This is a genomic window from Simplicispira sedimenti (assembly GCF_022760965.1).
Lineage (GTDB): Bacteria > Pseudomonadota > Gammaproteobacteria > Burkholderiales > Burkholderiaceae_C > Simplicispira > Simplicispira sedimenti.
On the sequence record NZ_JAKVIJ010000003.1, the window covers coordinates 42,537 to 58,715 of the forward strand.

General features: G+C 65.6%; 12 protein-coding genes. 6 read left to right on the forward strand and 6 right to left on the reverse strand.

All coding sequences use genetic code 11. From position 1 onward, the window contains the following. Positions 1-75 precede the first annotated feature (75 nt). The 3 genes from MJ602_RS04435 to MJ602_RS04445 all read right to left on the reverse strand — a co-directional run bounded on the left by MJ602_RS04435 (position 76) and on the right by MJ602_RS04445 (position 2,786). Positions 76-990 (reverse strand): LysR substrate-binding domain-containing protein, encoded by a 915-nt coding sequence (locus MJ602_RS04435; protein WP_162017600.1) that lies wholly within the window; start codon positions 988-990, stop codon positions 76-78. 23 nt (positions 991-1,013) lie between these two features. Then, positions 1,014-1,865: a formyltetrahydrofolate deformylase gene (gene purU, locus MJ602_RS04440; RefSeq protein ID WP_162017599.1), complete on the reverse strand. Its 852-nt coding sequence runs from the start codon at positions 1,863-1,865 to the stop codon at positions 1,014-1,016. Between the two features lie 81 nt (positions 1,866-1,946). Further along, on the reverse strand, positions 1,947-2,786 hold the full coding sequence (locus MJ602_RS04445) for a ChaN family lipoprotein (protein WP_243019589.1): 840 nt from the start codon (positions 2,784-2,786) through the stop codon (positions 1,947-1,949). A gap of 312 nt (positions 2,787-3,098) precedes the next feature. Between MJ602_RS04445 and MJ602_RS04450 the strand changes: the two genes are divergently transcribed. Genes MJ602_RS04450 through MJ602_RS04460 form a run of 3 tightly spaced genes read left to right on the forward strand, consistent with a single transcriptional unit; the run spans position 3,099 to position 7,477 of the window. Next, complete coding sequence (locus MJ602_RS04450; RefSeq protein WP_243019591.1) at positions 3,099-5,546, forward strand: adenosylcobalamin-dependent ribonucleoside-diphosphate reductase; 2,448 nt, start codon at positions 3,099-3,101, stop codon at positions 5,544-5,546. Next, positions 5,539-6,843: an NnrS family protein gene (locus tag MJ602_RS04455; protein ID WP_243019593.1), complete on the forward strand. Its 1,305-nt coding sequence runs from the start codon at positions 5,539-5,541 to the stop codon at positions 6,841-6,843. Before MJ602_RS04450 ends, MJ602_RS04455 begins: the two co-directional genes overlap by 8 nt. Positions 6,844-6,853: 10 nt before the next feature. Further along, complete coding sequence (locus tag MJ602_RS04460) at positions 6,854-7,477, forward strand: nitroreductase family protein (protein ID WP_243019595.1); 624 nt, start codon at positions 6,854-6,856, stop codon at positions 7,475-7,477. Positions 7,478-7,599: 122 nt separating this feature from the next. Here the strand turns inward: MJ602_RS04460 and MJ602_RS04465 are convergent, their stop codons facing one another. Next, positions 7,600-7,893, reverse strand: a complete 294-nt coding sequence (locus MJ602_RS04465) for a BTH_I0359 family protein (protein ID WP_243019597.1) — start codon at positions 7,891-7,893, stop codon at positions 7,600-7,602. 121 nt (positions 7,894-8,014) lie between these two features. Next, a complete protein-coding gene (locus tag MJ602_RS04470; RefSeq protein WP_279235787.1) occupies positions 8,015-9,169 on the reverse strand; it encodes a DUF3108 domain-containing protein in 1,155 nt (384 codons plus the stop codon). An 84-nt stretch (positions 9,170-9,253) separates the two neighbouring features. Here MJ602_RS04470 and MJ602_RS04475 point away from each other — a divergent pair, with 84 nt between their 5' ends. From MJ602_RS04475 to ggpS, 3 genes are all read left to right on the forward strand, one after another. Then, complete coding sequence (locus tag MJ602_RS04475; protein WP_243019598.1) at positions 9,254-10,267, forward strand: fumarylacetoacetate hydrolase family protein; 1,014 nt, start codon at positions 9,254-9,256, stop codon at positions 10,265-10,267. 238 nt (positions 10,268-10,505) lie between these two features. Beyond that, positions 10,506-11,597 carry a mechanosensitive ion channel family protein gene (locus MJ602_RS04480; RefSeq protein ID WP_243019599.1) on the forward strand — a complete coding sequence of 364 codons (1,092 nt, stop codon included), beginning with the start codon at positions 10,506-10,508 and terminating at the stop codon, positions 11,595-11,597. Positions 11,598-11,711: 114 nt separating this feature from the next. Then, on the forward strand, positions 11,712-13,982 hold the full coding sequence (ggpS, locus tag MJ602_RS04485) for a glucosylglycerol-phosphate synthase (protein ID WP_243019600.1): 2,271 nt from the start codon (positions 11,712-11,714) through the stop codon (positions 13,980-13,982). Positions 13,983-14,023: 41 nt separating this feature from the next. On the opposite strand, the gene MJ602_RS04490 is transcribed toward ggpS, so the two are convergent. Continuing rightward, positions 14,024-16,096, reverse strand: a complete 2,073-nt coding sequence (locus MJ602_RS04490; protein ID WP_243019603.1) for a molybdopterin-containing oxidoreductase family protein — start codon at positions 16,094-16,096, stop codon at positions 14,024-14,026. Positions 16,097-16,179: the final 83 nt, after the last annotated feature.

Consider the following 16,179-nt stretch of genomic DNA (forward strand, 5'->3'; position numbering starts at 1 on the left):
TGCAAGCAGCGGTAGTTTGCTATCAAAATAATAGCTGTCAGCGCTTGCTGGATAAGCGCTGAAGGCTTATTTTGCTTAGAAAATCGTCTTGTGCAGCCATTCGGCAAAGGCGGCGCATTCCCAGCGGTCCATGGCACCGGTGCGCCAGCACAGGTAGTGGGCGTGCGGGCTGGGGGCGTCCAGGTCGTACAGGCGCACCAAGGTGCCGTTCTCGATCCAGGGGGCGCCCAGCTTCAGGCGCACCAGCGCCACGCCCATGCTGGCGGCGGCGGCGTCGCACATCAGGCCCACGTCGTTGAACTGCGAGCCGGTGCTGGGTTCGGGCCAGTCCAGCCCGGCGGCGGCAAACCAGGTGCGCCAGGGTTCCAGCGGGCTGCGCAGCAGGGTGGCGGGGTCCAGGTCCTCGGGGCGCTCGAAAGGGCCGTGCTCGCGCAGCCAGGCGGGTGAGGCCAGGGGGGTGACCACGTCGCGCGCAATTTCGGTGTGCTCCACATCGGCGTAGCGCCCGGTGCCAAAGCGCACCATCAGGTCGGCGTCCTCGGCCACCACGTCCAGCAGCGGGATGGAGATCTGCAGCGTCAGGTCGATCTCGGGGTACACCTCGGTGAACTGGCGCAGGCGCGGAATGAGCACCACGCGCGCAAAGGTGGGCGTGACGGCAATGCGCAGGCGCCGCTTGCCCGGTGTGCTGGAGACGCCTGGAAAGCGCTGCAGCGCGCTCAAACCTTCGCGCACATGGGCCAGGTAGGCGATGCCGTCGGTGGTGAGCGAAAAGTCGGCGCGGCCAAAGAGCTGCGTGCCCAGCATCTGCTCCAGCTGCTTGACGCGGTGGCTCACGGCGCTGGGCGTGACGCACAGCTCATCGGCCGTGAGCGTCACGCTGCGCAGCCGCGCCAGCGCCTCGAAGGTCAGCAGGCACTGGATGGGCGGGATGCGCCGCGCCAGCGTGCTGCCAAGGGCCGGGGAGGGCGGGGGCGCTGCGGTGGCCATGGGCGTGCCTTGGCGGGGGTTGCTCAGCGGAACACCACCGTGCGGTGGCCGTTGAGCAGCACGCGGTGCTCGCTGTGCCACTTGACGGCGCGGGCCAGCACCAGGCTCTCGGTGTCGCGGCCACGGGCGGTGAGGTCTTCCACCGTGTCGGTGTGGTCGGCGCGGGCCACGTCCTGCTCGATGATGGGGCCTTCGTCCAGGTCCGCCGTCACGTAGTGCGCCGTGGCGCCGATGAGCTTCACGCCCCGATCGTGCGCCTGGTAGTAGGGCTTGGCGCCCTTGAAGCTGGGCAGGAAGCTGTGGTGGATGTTGATGGCGCGCCCGGAGAGCTTGCGGCACAGGTCGTCCGACAGGATCTGCATGTAGCGCGCCAGCACCACTAGCTCGGCGCCCTCCTGCTGGATGATGTCGAACTGCCGCGCCTCGGCCTGGGCCTTGGTGGCCGCCGTGACCGGGATATGGTGGAAGGGCACGTTGTAGCTGGCCGCCAGCTGGTAGAAGTCGCGGTGGTTGCTCACGATGGCGCGGATGTCCACCGGCAGCAGGCCCGACTTCCAGCGGAACAGCAGGTCGTTGAGGCAGTGGCCCTCCTTGCTGACCAGGATGACGGTCTTCATGGGCTCTGCCGTGGCGTGCAGGCGCCAGTGCATCTGGAAGGGCTCGGCGAATGTCGCCAGCCGCTCGCGCAGCGTGGCGTGGTCGTGCTGGCTGCAGGCAAACTGCACGCGCATGAAGAACAGACCCGTGTCGTGGTCGTTGAACTGTGCGGCTTCTTCGATGTTGCCGCCATGCTCCAGCAAGAAACCGGAAACGGCGTGCACCAGCCCCAGGCGGTCGGGGCAGGAGAGGGTCAGGATGTAGGCGGGAGCATTCATAGGGGGTGCATTTTCGCAGGCCCGGCGGGTATGCCGGAATCCGGCCGTCCAGGCACGGCCGACAGGTGTGCTCGCACTCCTTCAGCGGGCGGGCTTGTCCTGCCAGCGCTGGCGCAGCTTGTCGCAGGCGTCATCGGGAGGGAGCGCCGGGGTGGCATGCCACCAGTCTGCTTCTGATTTGATCGCTGAATCCGCTTTTCCGGAGTGCGCTATGGCCACTTTGACGTTGAGGCTTTGGGGCAGGTGTGCGGGCACGCCCAGGCTGCGTTTGACATGCGCTGCCCCTGCCACGAGCAGCACCACCTGGCCGGTGCGCCGTGCGGCGCTGGCGGTCTGGGCCATGGACTGGTCGCGTGCCACCTGGATGCGGGCCATGCCGGGCACGCGGGACTCGGGCAGCAGGCCGCAGTGCCCGTCGCGCACGGCCTGGCGCTGGCGCTCCAGGGCGGCGGGGCCCAGCAGCGCTTCGAGGCTGGTGTCGGTCTGCGCGGTGCGCAGCTGGGGCCGGGGCAGGTTGCCGCCCAGCACTGGTACGCCCGCGCGCACCGCCGCCATGGCCACGGGGCCGTAGTTTTGCCACGGCCAGAGCGCCTCGCTCCAGCCCAGTGCGGTCTGCACCTCGGCCTCGCTGGCCTGCGGCGCCAGGCCCTGGGTGCTGCGGCCTGCTTCGGCCATCTCCATCACCAGCGCCGCCAGCAGCCCGCGCTGGGCCAGCCATTGCACCGTCTGGCGCTGCATGTCCTGGTGCTGGGGGGCGTCGTGGCGTTCGCCCAGCAGCAGTATTTCGGTGGGCAGCAGGCGCTCCAGGGCCTGGGGCCAGGTCGGCACCTCGCTGCGGTGTGGGGTCAGTGCGCAGCCGCCCAGGATCATCAGGGTGGTCAGCAGCGCCGCTGCCCGTGGAAGTCCAGATGCTTTCGACATGCCGTGATGCTACGACGGCCGCATGGCGGGCGAGCGGCAATGTCCCCATTCCTGGTCCGCCCGGAGGGCTGCACGGGCTTGTCCCAGGGCGCGCGCACGTGCCGATGCCAATGAAACAAAATATTACAATTGGCCAAATCCAGACATGGTGCGGCTTGCCGGGCCAGCGCCGGAAAAACCCGCAAAACGGGGCGAGCGCAACTCGCTAAACTGCCACCCTGCCGCCGCCCGCATCTGTGGGCGGCATCGCTTTCCCGGGCCGCGTGGCCGCAGGGAATGCCCTTCCTAAGCACCACCAACGGAACCCACACCATGAAGCGAGAAAACCTGGGCCGCGCACAGGATGTGACGGCCACGCAGCCCATCAGCCTTGATGTGCTGAAGGAAAAATACCTCAAGGCGGGTGAAACCAGTGCCGAGGATCTGTTCAGGCGCGTGGCGCGCGCCCTGGCATCGGTCGAAAAACCGGCCGACCAGGAGAAATACGAAGCCCTGTTCCTGGCCAACCTGCACGCTGGCGCCATCGGCGCGGGCCGCATCATGAGTGCCGCAGGCACCGACATCCAGGCCACGCTGATCAACTGCTTCGTCCAGCCCGTGGGCGACTGCATCCAGGGCGTGGACGACGAGGGCTTCCCCGGTATCTACGAAGCCCTGCGCGAGGCCGCCGAAACCATGCGCCGCGGCGGTGGCGTGGGCTATGACTTCTCGCGCATCCGCCCGCGCGGCGCCGAGGTCAAGGGCACGCACTCCATGGCCTCGGGCCCGTGCAGCTACATCAACGTGTTTGACCAATCCTGCTCCACCGTCGAGAGCGCCGGCGCCCGCCGGGGTGCGCAGATGGGCGTGCTGCGCATCGATCACCCGGACGTGCACGACTTCATCACCGCCAAGCGCACGCCCGGCCGCTGGAACAACTTCAACGTGTCGGTGGGCGTGAGCGACGCCTTCATCCAGGCCGTGCTGGACGACCAGCCCTGGGAACTGGTGCACCGCGCCAAGCCGGGTGCCACCGTGATGGAGCAGGGCGCCTACCAGCGCGACGACGGCCTGTGGGTGTACCAGTGCCTGCCCGCGCGCGAGCTGTGGGACACCATCATGAAGTCCACCTACGACTTCGCCGAGCCGGGCATCCTGTTCCTGGACCACATCAACCGCGACAACAACCTCAACTACTGCGAAACCATTTCGGCCACCAACCCGTGTGGCGAGCAACCGCTGCCGTCCTACGGCTGCTGCGACCTGGGGCCCATCATCCTCACGCGTTTCGTGCGCAACCCCTTTGGTTTTGATGGCGTGCCGGTGTTTGATTTCGAGGCCTTCGCCAAGTCGGTGGCCATCCAGGTGCGCGCACTGGACAACGTGCTCGACGTCACCTTCTGGCCCCTGGCCCAGCAGGACGCCGAGGCCAAGGCCAAGCGCCGCATCGGTGTGGGCTTCACCGGCATGGGCAACACCCTGGCCATGATGTGCCTGCGCTACGACAGCGCCGACGGCCGCGCCATGGCCAAGCGGATTGCCGAGAGCATGCGCGATGCGGCGTACTCCGCATCGGTCGAGCTGGCGCGCGAGAAGGGGCCGTTCCCCAAGTTCGACGCCGACGGCTACCTCAAGGAAGGCACTTTCGCCAGCCGACTGCCTGCCGACATCAAGAAGAAGATCCGCGCGCATGGCATCCGCAACAGCCACCTGCTGTCCATCGCGCCCACGGGCACGGTCAGCCTGGCCTTTGCCGACAACGCCTCCAACGGCATCGAGCCGCCGTTCTCCTGGATGTACAAGCGCCGCAAGCGCGAGGCCGACGGCAGCATGGCCGAGTACGCCGTGGAAGACCATTCCTGGCGCCTGTACCGCGAGCTGGGCGGCGACGTGGACAAGCTGCCCGAGTACTTTGTCTCGGCGCTCGAAATGACTGCCCAGGACCACATCGCCATGATGGAGGTGGTGCAACCCTATGTGGACACGGCCATCTCCAAGACCGTGAACATCCCAGCCGACTACCCCTACGACGACTTCAAGGGCCTGTACCTGCAGGCCTGGCGCGCGCGCCTCAAGGGCCTGGCCACCTACCGGCCCAACAACATCCTGGGCGCCGTGCTGGAGACCCACGCCTCCGCGCCTGCGCCCGCCCAAAGCGAAGCGGCAGCGCCGGAGTCCGCCCCGGTGGACCCCATGCGCACCGTGATCGAAAGCCGCCCCAGCGGTGCCCTGTCGGCTGTGGCCGAGAAGGTCGAGTACTGGACGCAGGAAGGCCAGAAGCGCCTGTACCTCATCGTCTCCTTCCTGCCGGTGCCCAATGCCGAGGGCACGGGCACGGTGGACCGCGCCATCGAGTTCTTCATGCCCGTGGGCCAGAGCGGCGAGTCGCAGCAGTGGGTCACCTCCAGCATGCGTCTGCTGTCACTGGCGGCACGTGGCGGCTTCCTGGAGCGCGCCCTGTCGGACATGCGCAAGGTCGCCTGGGACCGTGGCCCGGTGCGCCTGGGTACCTACCAGAAGAGCGACGGCACCCATGTGCCCAAGTGGCACGACTCCGAAGTCGCAGCCATCGCCTACGCCATCCAGAACATCCTGGCCCGCCGCGCGCGCCAGCAGCACAGTGCCATCGAGCAGGACAGCGGTAACGCCACGGCAGCCCAGGGCAGCCAGATGCCGGTGCTCGCCGGCAAAAAATGCCCCGAGTGCGGTGCGCACGCCATGATCCGCAAGGACGGCTGCGACCTCTGCACCCAGTGCGGGCACATGGGAAGCTGTGGGTGACAAGGAGCGCCTCCTCCAGCCCCTGCGGCCGGTAGGCGGCAAACCGACCCCCGAGGCGCTGGCGCGGCAAGACCGCCGCTGGCGCCCGCGTTACCTGATGTTGGCACCGCACCGGCTGGGATTCTTCCTGGCCATGGTGTTGCTCATCGCCTCTAGCGCCTGGTGGGCGCTGGTGCAGGCCGCGCAGACCGGTCTGGTGCCGCCCCTGCCTGCGGCGCTGCCGCCCTCGCTGGTGCATGCGGCTGTCATGGTGTACGGCTTCATGCCCCTGTTTTTTGCGGGCTTCCTGTTCACCGCCGCGCCCAAATGGCTGCGCGTGGAGCCGCCGCCCCTGGCCGCGTTGCGCCCCGCACTGCTGTGGCAGGCCCTGGGCTGGCTGTTGTGGCTCGCTGGTGCCTTGGCCAGCTCTGCCCTGGCCCTGAGTGGCGTGCTGCTGGCGGCCGCGGGCTTGGCCTGGATGACGGCTCGGTTCTGGCGCATGGTGCGGTGCAGCCGTGAGCCGGACCAACTGCACCCACGCGCCGTGGGCTTGGCGCTGATCTGGGGCGTGCTGTGCCTGCTGGGGCTGCTGGCGGCGGCTACGGGGCAGGCCTGGGATGTGGCGCGCACCTGCGTGCTGTCCGCGCTGTGGGGCTGCATGGTGGTGGTATTCGTCACGGCGGCGCACCGCATGGTTCCGTTTTTCACCTCGCACGCCATGCCTTTCATCCAAGGCCGCTACGCCTTCTGGTTGCTGTGGCTGATGTGGGGCGCTGCCGTGTGCGAGGTGCTGGCCCTGTGGTGGGCACCGCAAGGGCTCGGCGCCTGGGGGCACGCCGCGTGGCAACTCGGGGCAGGCGGCGCGCTGCTGTGGATTGCGCGCCTCTGGAGCCTGACCCAGAGCCTGCGCAACCGCATGATGGCCATGCTGCACATCGGTTTTTTGTGGCTGGGCGTGGCCCTGGTGCTGGCCGGACTGGCACGCGGCCTGGCTTTGATCGAAGGCATGCCCGCACTGGGCCTGGGCGCGCTGCATGCGCTCACCATGGGTTGCCTGGGCTCGTTGATGCTGGCCATGGTCACGCGCGTGTCCTGCGGGCACAGCGGCCGCGCCCAAGTGGCCGATAGCGTGGCCTGGTCGCTGTTCTGGCTGCTGCAACTGGCGACGCTGCTGCGCATTGCGGCCAGCGTGCCAGGGCGCCTGTCCACGGCGCTGCTGCTGGGCGCCGCGCTGCTGTGGGCTGCGGTGGTGGCCGTGTGGGGCGTGCGCCTGGGTTCCTGGTATGGGCGCTTGCGGCCCGATGGGCGACCGGGCTGACAATTCACCCATGAACTCCACTTCCCCTTGCGACATGGCCGCAGCGGCCGCAACGTTGATGCAGGCGCGCCAGACGGTGTTGCCCAAGCGCCTGGGTGCGCCGGGGCCGGACGAAGCGCAGTTGCTGGCCATCGTGGGCGCGGCCGCGCATGCGCCGGACCACGGGCAACTGCTGCCCTGGCGCCTGGTGCGCGTGCTGCCTGCGCAGCGCCCGCTGCTGGCCGATGCCTTTGCCGCCGCACTGCACGAGCGCGACCCGCAGGCGGGTGCCGAGTTGCTGGAGCAGGCGCGCGAGAAGGCCTACCGGGCGCCCGAGCTGTGGGTGCTGGTGGTCGATGGCGCCAAGGGCGATGCCGATATCGGCCTGCACGAGCGCATCCTCAGCGCGGGTTGCGCTGTGCAGAATGTGCTGCTCATGGCCACGGCGCTGGGTTTTGGCTCGGCGCTTACCAGCGGCAAGGCACTGCAATCGGCCGCCCTGCGCGCCCTGCTGGGCCTGGGGCCGCAAGAGCATGCGCTGTGCTGTGTGAGCCTGGGCACGGTGCTGGCACGCAAAGGCGCGCGGGTGCGCCCGCAGCCCCCAGACTATTGGCAAGACCTGGCACCCCAGCCCGGCCCGCGCCACGACACCTGACCGAAAGAACCCCGCAATGGCCGCACAGCGCATCCTTTGCGGGGAGGCGGATGGATAGGCTTTTTGCTATCAAATTAGTAGCTGCCAGCGCCCGTGGAATGGGCGCTGAGGCTTCAAAAAGCTCAATGCACCACCACCGGGTTCTGCGCCAGCCCGGTGTAGCGGTCGAGGATGTCTTCGACCTCTTCCTGGGTCGGCGCCTCGCGCTGCCAGGCCTGGATCTGTTGCTGGAACATCTCGGCCCAGGACCCATCGAGATAAACCTCCTTGCCGCTGCGCTTGTCCACGATCTCGAAGCCGTGGCGCACGAGCTGGGGCTCGGGGGGCGTGGTGTCGTCGCTCGCCGGGGCGGACAGGCCCGCGTCGGCCAGCATGTGGACCACCACGAAGGAATCCGAATCGTAGAGCATGTGCATGTAATTTCTCCCTGATTGGCGTTCCCGGATGAGATGGCTGTGCAGCCCCCAAAGTTCAAGAGGCTGCGCTGCCAGTATTCCACGAACTGCGTCCCCGTGCACGCCACCGGCACCGGTGGGGCTATGGCGCCTGGCGCGCCCGCAGGTTGAGTTCGGCAAAGTCGCCGTTGGTCTGGGTGATGCGGATGCGCACGGGCAGGTAGTCCAGCTCCGGGGCCAGCCAGACTTGCGCCTTCTGGTCGTAGTCGCGCACCGGCAGGCGCTCCAGCGCCACGGCACGCACCGGGCCCAGCGGCAGGTCCAGCGTTTCCGTATCCCCAATGGTGAAGGTCCACAGATCGGCGGCACGCGAGCTCACCGTGGGCACCTGGATGCGCGTGCCCGCAGGGTAGGCCTGTGGCGCGGCGGCCAGCATGGCGCTGAGTTGCAGGAAGACGCTGAGCCGGTCCTGCGCGCCCGGCGCAATGCGTGCCGCCGGGTTGTTGGCGCTGAAGGTTACCTGGCCCTGGGCAAAGTCGAAATGCGCCGCCTTTTCGCTGCGCGAGCGGTCGCCAAAGCGCCGGGGCTGCAGGCCCAGCGGGGTGATCTCACCCACACTGGTCTGCGCGCGCGAACCCAGGAACAGCACGCGGATTTCCTGCCGCGCCTGGTACTGCTGGCCGTCGTGCTGCCAGACCAGCTCGGCGCTGGCGCTGTACTGCAGGCGCTTGGCCTGGCCCCGCACCTCAAAGTCCAGCCGCGCCGGGGGCGGGAGGCGCACCGGCACCTGCGGCGCGCCTGCACCGTCGGGCGCTCCCCCAGGGGCCAACACGGCAATGCCGGGTGGGGGTGCGGGTGTGTGGCTGTCCGATGCCGCGGCCAGCGGGGTGGGCGCAGGCGGCACTTCGGGGGCAGAAGCCACAGTTTCCACCGCCTGGGGCAAGGGCTTCGATGCGGTGTCGTCCGGCGCACTGGCCGTGGGGGCGGGTGCCGTCGCCACATCCACCGCGGGTGGAGGATCGGACAGACCTGTTTCCGTCGGTGGGGGTGCCGTCTTGCTGGGGCGTGGCTTGCGCTGCGCCGCAGGGCGTGGTTGGGCGGGGGCTGGGGCGGCAGGGGGGGCGGCCGTGGCTGCCACCGCCGCAGGCGCGGCAGGCACCACCGTGCGCGTATGGAACACCACCGGCGCGGGACTGACCGCCGCAGGCAGCCCCGAATGCGCCGCGAGCCCCAGCACCAGCGCGTGCAGGCCCAGTACGGCAGCGGTCAGCAAAAGCAGGGCACGGCGCGGAATCATGGAACCCCCAAGCGTACCTCACGCGGCCATCTCCCCGGTGCGGCTGCAATAGAATCGCCCGCGCTTCACCCTCTACACCGCACCATGAAACTCGCCACCCTCAAGGACGGCTCCCGCGACGGCCAGTTGGTGGTTGTTTCGCGCGACCTGGCCAGTGCCCACTACGCCACCGGCATTGCCCACCGCCTGCAGCAGGTGCTGGACGACTGGGGCTACCTCTCGCCCCAGTTGCAGGACCTGTACGACAGCCTCAACGCCGGTCGGGCGCGCCACGCCTTTCCTTTCGACCCTCAGCACTGCCTGGCCCCGCTGCCGCGCGCCTACCAGTGCCTGCAGGCATCGGCCTACCCGCACCATGCCCAGCTGGCGCAGGAGGCGGGCGCTGCCAGCGTGCATGGCGCCAGCACGCAAGAGCCGCTGCTGGAGCAACTGGCCAGCGATGCGCTGCAAGGGCCTTGCGAGGACATCGTGGCCGAGAGTGCCGCCATGGACATCGACGCCGCCGCCGCACTGGCCGTGGTGACTGGAGACGTGGCGCGCGCCAGCACGGCCGAGCAGGCGCTGGAGGGCGTGCGCCTGCTGATGCTGGCCAGCGCCGTGGTGCTGCGCGGCCCGCAGGCGCTGGAGCGCGAGCGCGGCCAGGGGCCGCTGCTCAGCCGCCCGACCACCGCCTTCAGCCCGGTGGCCGTGACGCCGGACGAGCTGGGCCCCGCCTGGGCGCAGGGCCGCGTGCACCTGACGGTGCAAACCGCCCTCAATGGCCGCAAGCTGGGCCTGTGCGAGGCCGGGCCGGACATGGGCTTTCACTTCGGCCAGCTCATCGCCCAGGCCTGCCGCACACGCGCACTGCGTGCGGGCAGCATCGTGCTGGCAGGCCCTGTCAGCAACCCGCCCGTGCAGGATGCCCAGGGCCGCCGCGACTGGCCCCGCGGCGTGGGCTGTCTGGCAGAAAAGCGCTGGATCGAAACCCTGCAGGGCGCCAAGACCCTGAGCCCCTGGCTGCAATCGGGCGACACCCTGCGCATCGACATGAAGGGCCGCGACGGGCTGAGCCTGTGCGGCGCGATCGAGCAAACGGTGGTGCCTGACGGGTTGTAGCCAAGGCCGCTACGGGACTGCCGGTCTGTTGCGGTACACTTTTCTGCACATCGCAAGGCCTGTCAGCTGTACTTGCGCGGAGGTTTCCGCAGATGCTGACAGCGTCTCTTCTATTTCCCCATCGCAGGCTCTGCCGACCTGAGCGTCGCAGCAATCGCATGCGTTGATGCGGACTGAATCCCGGATCGCGCAACGACCGACTTCCACTGTCGGCGGGTCTGCTCGACACGAGGATCCCATGAACACACTTCAGCTGGTTATTGCAGACAACAACATGCAGGTTGTGGTGTTCGCCCTGTTGGCTGCCACCGCAGCCATGTTAACCGTCATGCTGGTTCGCAGCATTGCCTTGAATCGCCTCGAACATGCTGCAAAGGCCACAGACAACCAGATTGATGATTTTCTGGTCGAGGTCTTGCGTTCCACGCGGATTTTTCTGGCACTGGGTGTTGCCATCTACGTCGCGGTGCACTTTTTGGTGCTGCCTCAAAGCGTCAAGGAACTGGCCGATCGCGCCTTTATTGGGTTGTTGATCCTGCAGTCTGGATTCTGGGCAAACCGGGGTCTGGACTTCTTTTTGCGCCAGCGACTTGCCACCGATGAGGTATCGAGCAGGGCTGCAAGAGCCACCACCCGCCCCATAGTGGCATTCATTGGACGAGTGGTTCTGTGGGCATTGATCGGGCTGCTGCTGCTCGACAACATGGGGCTCAACGTCACTGCATTGGTGGCCAGCATGGGTATTGGTGGCATTGCGGTGGCTTTGGCGGTTCAGAACATCCTTGGCGATCTGTTTGCGTCACTCTCCATCGCTATCGATCAGCCATTTGTGGTTGGTGATTTTGTCATTGTTGACGACTTGATGGGCACGATTGAGCATGTGGGGCTCAAAACCACCCGTGTGCGCAGTCTGGGCGGTGAGCAGATCATCTTTTCCAACAATGACCTGCTGAAAAGCCGAATCAGAAACTACAAGCGAATGCAGGAGCGGCGTGTTGTGTTTTCCGTGGGTGTCACGTATGACACCCCCCACGACCGTCTGGAAAAAATACCCGGGATGATTGCAGAGGCCATCGGATCGCAGGGTTCCACCCGTTTTGATCGTGCGCATCTCAAGGGATTTGGGCCATCGTCCCTGGATTACGAAGCGGTTTACTACGTGCTGGATCCGGACTTCAATCTTTACATGGATATCCAGCAGGCAATCAATCTGTCCCTGGTGCGCTCCTTCCGGGAGTCTGGCGTCGAATTTGCATTTCCTACACACACACTGCATCTGGCAACAGCAGTGCCTTCTTTGCTGCAAAAAACCGTTCCGAGTGTTGGCTGAAATCAACCGTCGAAGGCATGGAGGCGGGCCCACCAGTGCCATCCATGAGTGTGAAATACATCGCCTAGTGTGTCTCGTTTTTTGGAATTTCTTGCGGAGGTCAGGATGAATCACATGTGCTCTACCCATGAATTGATATTGGCGACGGATCTGGATGGCACTTTTTTGCCGCCAGAAGGTGGTGGAGGTGCTTCAGAACTTTACAAATTGATCCGCAACAATTTCGAAAAGATACTGTTGATTTTTGTGACCGGACGGGCCTATGAAAGTATTTTGTCCCTGTTGGACGATCCTCTGATTCCTGTGCCGGATTACATCATTGCGGATGTGGGAGGCACCATATTGAAGCGACAGGGAGATACTTATGCTCCAGTGATGCCGCTGCAGCAGGAAATTGCTGAAAAGTGGCCAGGCCATGACGTCATCTGGAGTCGAGTCGCTTCTATCGGGGGATTGCAGCGGCAGGAAGTCCCGCAAGAGCGGCGCTGCTCTTTCTACTATGAGGACCCCTCGATTCTTCCTGCCGTGCATGAAGTTGGACGCTCGATCGGTCTGGATGTACTCACGTCGGCGGGAAAATACCTCGATTTTCTGCCGCCAGGAGTGTCTAAAGGCGACAGCCTGCGGCGATTGCTGGAGGTCGAAGGCCTGTCGCCGGACAATGTGTTGGTGGCGGGCGACACACTCAACGACCTGTCTCTCATGAAGACGGGCTACAAAGGCGTGATTGTGAGTAATGCCGAAACCGGGCTCACCCAGGCTGTGGTTTCGCACCATGCATCGTTGCCGGTTTTCCGTGCCAGCCAGCCGGGTCCGGGTGGCATCCTGGAGGCCATTCGACACCATGGATTCAAACTGGAAACCGCCCCTCCTCTCGAAGGCAACCCAAGGGCCGAGGGTACTGCGGAATTGGTGATTGTTTACCACCGCCAACCCTTCGATGAAGTCCGGCAAGACGGTGGGCATGTCCTGCGCCGACTTCCCCGCAGCCCGAATGGAATCCTGCCCACGTTGTTGGGGTTTTTTGCCGAGGGTAAAAAAGGGGCGTGGGTCGCATGGTCTCAGCAGGACAGCAGAACCCCTGAGAATTTTGAGTTGGATGTCTATGTTGACGTGCTCAAATATCCCCACTTGGTGGCGTCACGGGTTGCGCTTACCGAGGAAGATATCAATATTTTTTACAAGCAGTTTTCCAAGGAAGCTTTCTGGCCGATCATATTTTCCTTTCCGGAGAGAGCCTCATTTATCGAAGCCCACTGGGTGCGGTTTTGCGAGGTAAACAGGCTTTTTGCGGAACGAACGGCAGCGGTTGCGGCCGAAGGCGCCACGGTCTGGGTACACGATTACAACTTGTGGATGATGCCTGCGTATCTGAGGGAACTCCGACCGGATCTGAAAATTGCATTCTTCCACCATACGGCATTTCCCAGTGCCGATATTTTTAATATTCTTCCATGGAAGGGGCAGATCGTATCGAGCCTGCTGAAGTGTGACTATGTGGGTTTCCATATACCGCGCTATGTGGAGAATTTCATCGACGTTGTCCGCTCCAATGTTCCTACGCAGATACTGGAGCGGGAGTGTTGTGCACCGACCTATCTTTCCTACGGATGTGCGCTGGGGGTCGAGGAAATCACACGCGCCATTCAAACTCCACAGGGTATCCTGCGGGTTGGGGCGCATCCGGTAGGTATCGACAATGAGAAAGTCAGGAAAATTGTCAAATCACCGGAGAGTCAGGCCTTGGTGGGCAACTTGCTTGCCGAAACAAAGGGCAGGCGGGTGATTCTTTCGGTAGAGCGCCTTGACTACGTCAAGGGACCTATTGAAAAAATGGTGGCTTTCGAGAAATTGCTGGACATGCACCCTCAATGGCATGGCAAGGTCGTGATGCTCAATATCGTTACACCGGCAGCGCCAGGCATGGAAATCTATGAAAAGACCAGAGAGCAACTGGACCAAGTGGTAGGAAGAATCAATGGCCGCTTTTCCAGCATGGACTGGACGCCAGTGCGGTATTTCTACCGCTCCTTCCCCTTTGAGGAACTGGTCTCGTTCTATGTGGCCGCAGATGTCGCCTGGATCACTCCCCTGCGCGACGGACTGAACCTGGTGTGCAAAGAATACATTTCGGCAAAATCAGCCTCAGATACGCTGGGGGTTCTGGTGTTGTCCGAGTTTGCGGGTGCAGCCGTGGAACTCAAGGGCGCGGTGTTGACGAACCCCTACGATGAGGCAAGCATGATTCAAAGCCTGCACAACGCACTGAGTCTGGACGGGCAGGAGGCCGCTTTTCGAATGCAGGCGCTGGCACAACGCGTCTTGGACTATGACGTGAATGTGTGGGGTGCCGATTTCCTGAACCTCCGGCATCCGGATGGTTGAGCAAGGGTGATTTCTGGCAGATGTGCTTTTCGCCTTTACCTTTACGGAGAGGGGCACAAGGAAACCTGCACCGCGCAGTCATAGAACGTCGGCCCTTGCCCCAGGTCGGTCAGCGCCTGGCTGGTGAGCTGGTTGACGTTGCTGCCGTCTAGCCCGAGCTTGCGCCACCAGATGCCCAGGCCGTTGACCACGCCGGGCCTGGCGCGCTCGCTCACATGGGCGTGGCAGCGGTAGCTGCCCCGGTCGTTGAACACGCGCACCACGCTGCCGTCCTCGATGCTGCGCGCGGCCGCGTCCTGCGGGTGGATCTCCAGCAGCGGGCGGCCCTCGATGTCGCGCAGGCTTTTGACGTTGACGAAGGTCGAGTTGAGGAAGTGGCGCGCCGGCGGCGAGATCATGGCCAGCGGGTACTGCGCCGAACTGCCCGCCGCCTCGTGGTTGGGCACATGGTCGGGCAGGCCGTCCAGGCCCTGCGCGGCCAGGCGCTCGCTGAAGAATTCGCACTTCCCTGAAGGCGTGGGAAAGCCCCCTTCGGCAAATGGCGCGTCCGGCCCGCCCAGCGGGGCGAAGCCCTGTTCCAGCAAGAGGTTGAAATCCACCTTGGCGCCATAGGCCTGGCGGCAGAGCTGCTCGTCGCTGTCCTGGAAGCAGGACTCGGTGAAGCCCATGCGCGCCGCCAGCTCGCGGAAGATTTGCGTGTTGCTGCGCGCCTGGCCCAGCGGCGCAATGGCGGGCTGGTTCAGCAGCACGTCGGTGTGGCCGTAGGCCACATGCACGTCCCAGTGCTCGAGCTGCGTGGTGGCGGGCAGGATGTAGTCGGCGTAGTCGGCGGTGTCGGTCTGGAAGTGCTCCAGCACCACAGTGAACAGGTCCTCGCGCGCAAAGCCCTGCACCACCTTGCTTGAATCGGGCGCCACGGCCACGGGGTTGCTGTTGTAAACCACCAGGGCCTCGATCTTGGGGCCGAAGGCGGGTGAGGCCTCGCGCAGCAGGTCGTTGCCGATGGTCACCATGTTGATGGTGCGCGGGCTGCGGCCGGCGAGCAGGTCGGGGCGCTGTAGCGCGACGCGGTCCACCGGGAAGCTGCCGGAGCTCGACAGCAGCACGCCACCCGCGCGGTGCCGCCAGGCGCCCGTGAGCGCCGGCAGGCAGGCCACGGCGCGCACCGCGTTGGCGCCGCCATGCACGCGCTGCATACCGTAGTTCAGGCGGATGGCGGCGGGTTGCGTGGTGCCATAGTCGCGCGCGAGCTGGCGGATCTGCTCCACCGGAATGCCGCACACCTGCGCGGCGCGCTCGGGCGGCCATTGCAGGGCGCGCTCGCGCAGTTGTTCCCAGCCCACGGTGTGGCGCGCGATGTAATCGTGGTCGAGCCAGTCGTGGGTGATGAGCTCGTGCATCAGCGCCAGTGCCAGCGCCGCGTCGGTGCCCGGCAGCAGCTGGATGTGCTCGTGGCATTTCTCGGCGGTTTCGCTCTTGCGCGGGTCGATGCACACCAGCTTGGCGCCATCGCGCTTGGCCTGCTGCGCGATGCGCCAGAAATGCAGGTTGCTGCCAATCGAGTTGCTGCCCCAGATGAGGATGAGCTTGGATTCGGCAAAGAACTCCACCTTCATGCCCACCTTGCCGCCCAGCGTGTGCACCAGGCCCTCGCCGCCCGCCGTAGCGCAGATGGTGCGGTCCAGGAACGACGCGCCCAGGCGGTGGAAGAAGCGCCGGTCCATGCTCTCGCCCTGCACCAGGCCCATGGTGCCGGCGTAGCTGTAGGGCTGGATGGCCTGCGGGTCGCGCGCGGCGATGCTGGCCAGGCGCGCGGCGATGTCCGCCAGCGCCTCGTCCCAGGTCACGGGCGTGAACTGGCCGCTGCCCTTGGGGCCGCTGCGCTTGAGGGGGGTGAGGATGCGCTCGGCGTGGTAGGTGCGCTCGGGGTATTTGGACACCTTGGCGCAGAGCACGCCGCCGGTCTGCGCGTGCGCCGGGTTGCCCTGCACGCGCGTGGCGATGCCGTTCTCCACGGTGGTGAGCAGGGCGCAGGTGTCGGGGCAGTCGTGTGGGCAGGCGCCGCGCACCTGGCGTGGGGGCGTGGCGGTGCGGGATGGGTCTTCATGGAGCATGGCGTGATGGTAATCAAGCCCGAGGCTGCGCGCTGCCTGCTCCGGCGATAGACTGTGCCTTCCAAGGAAGACAACACAGGACT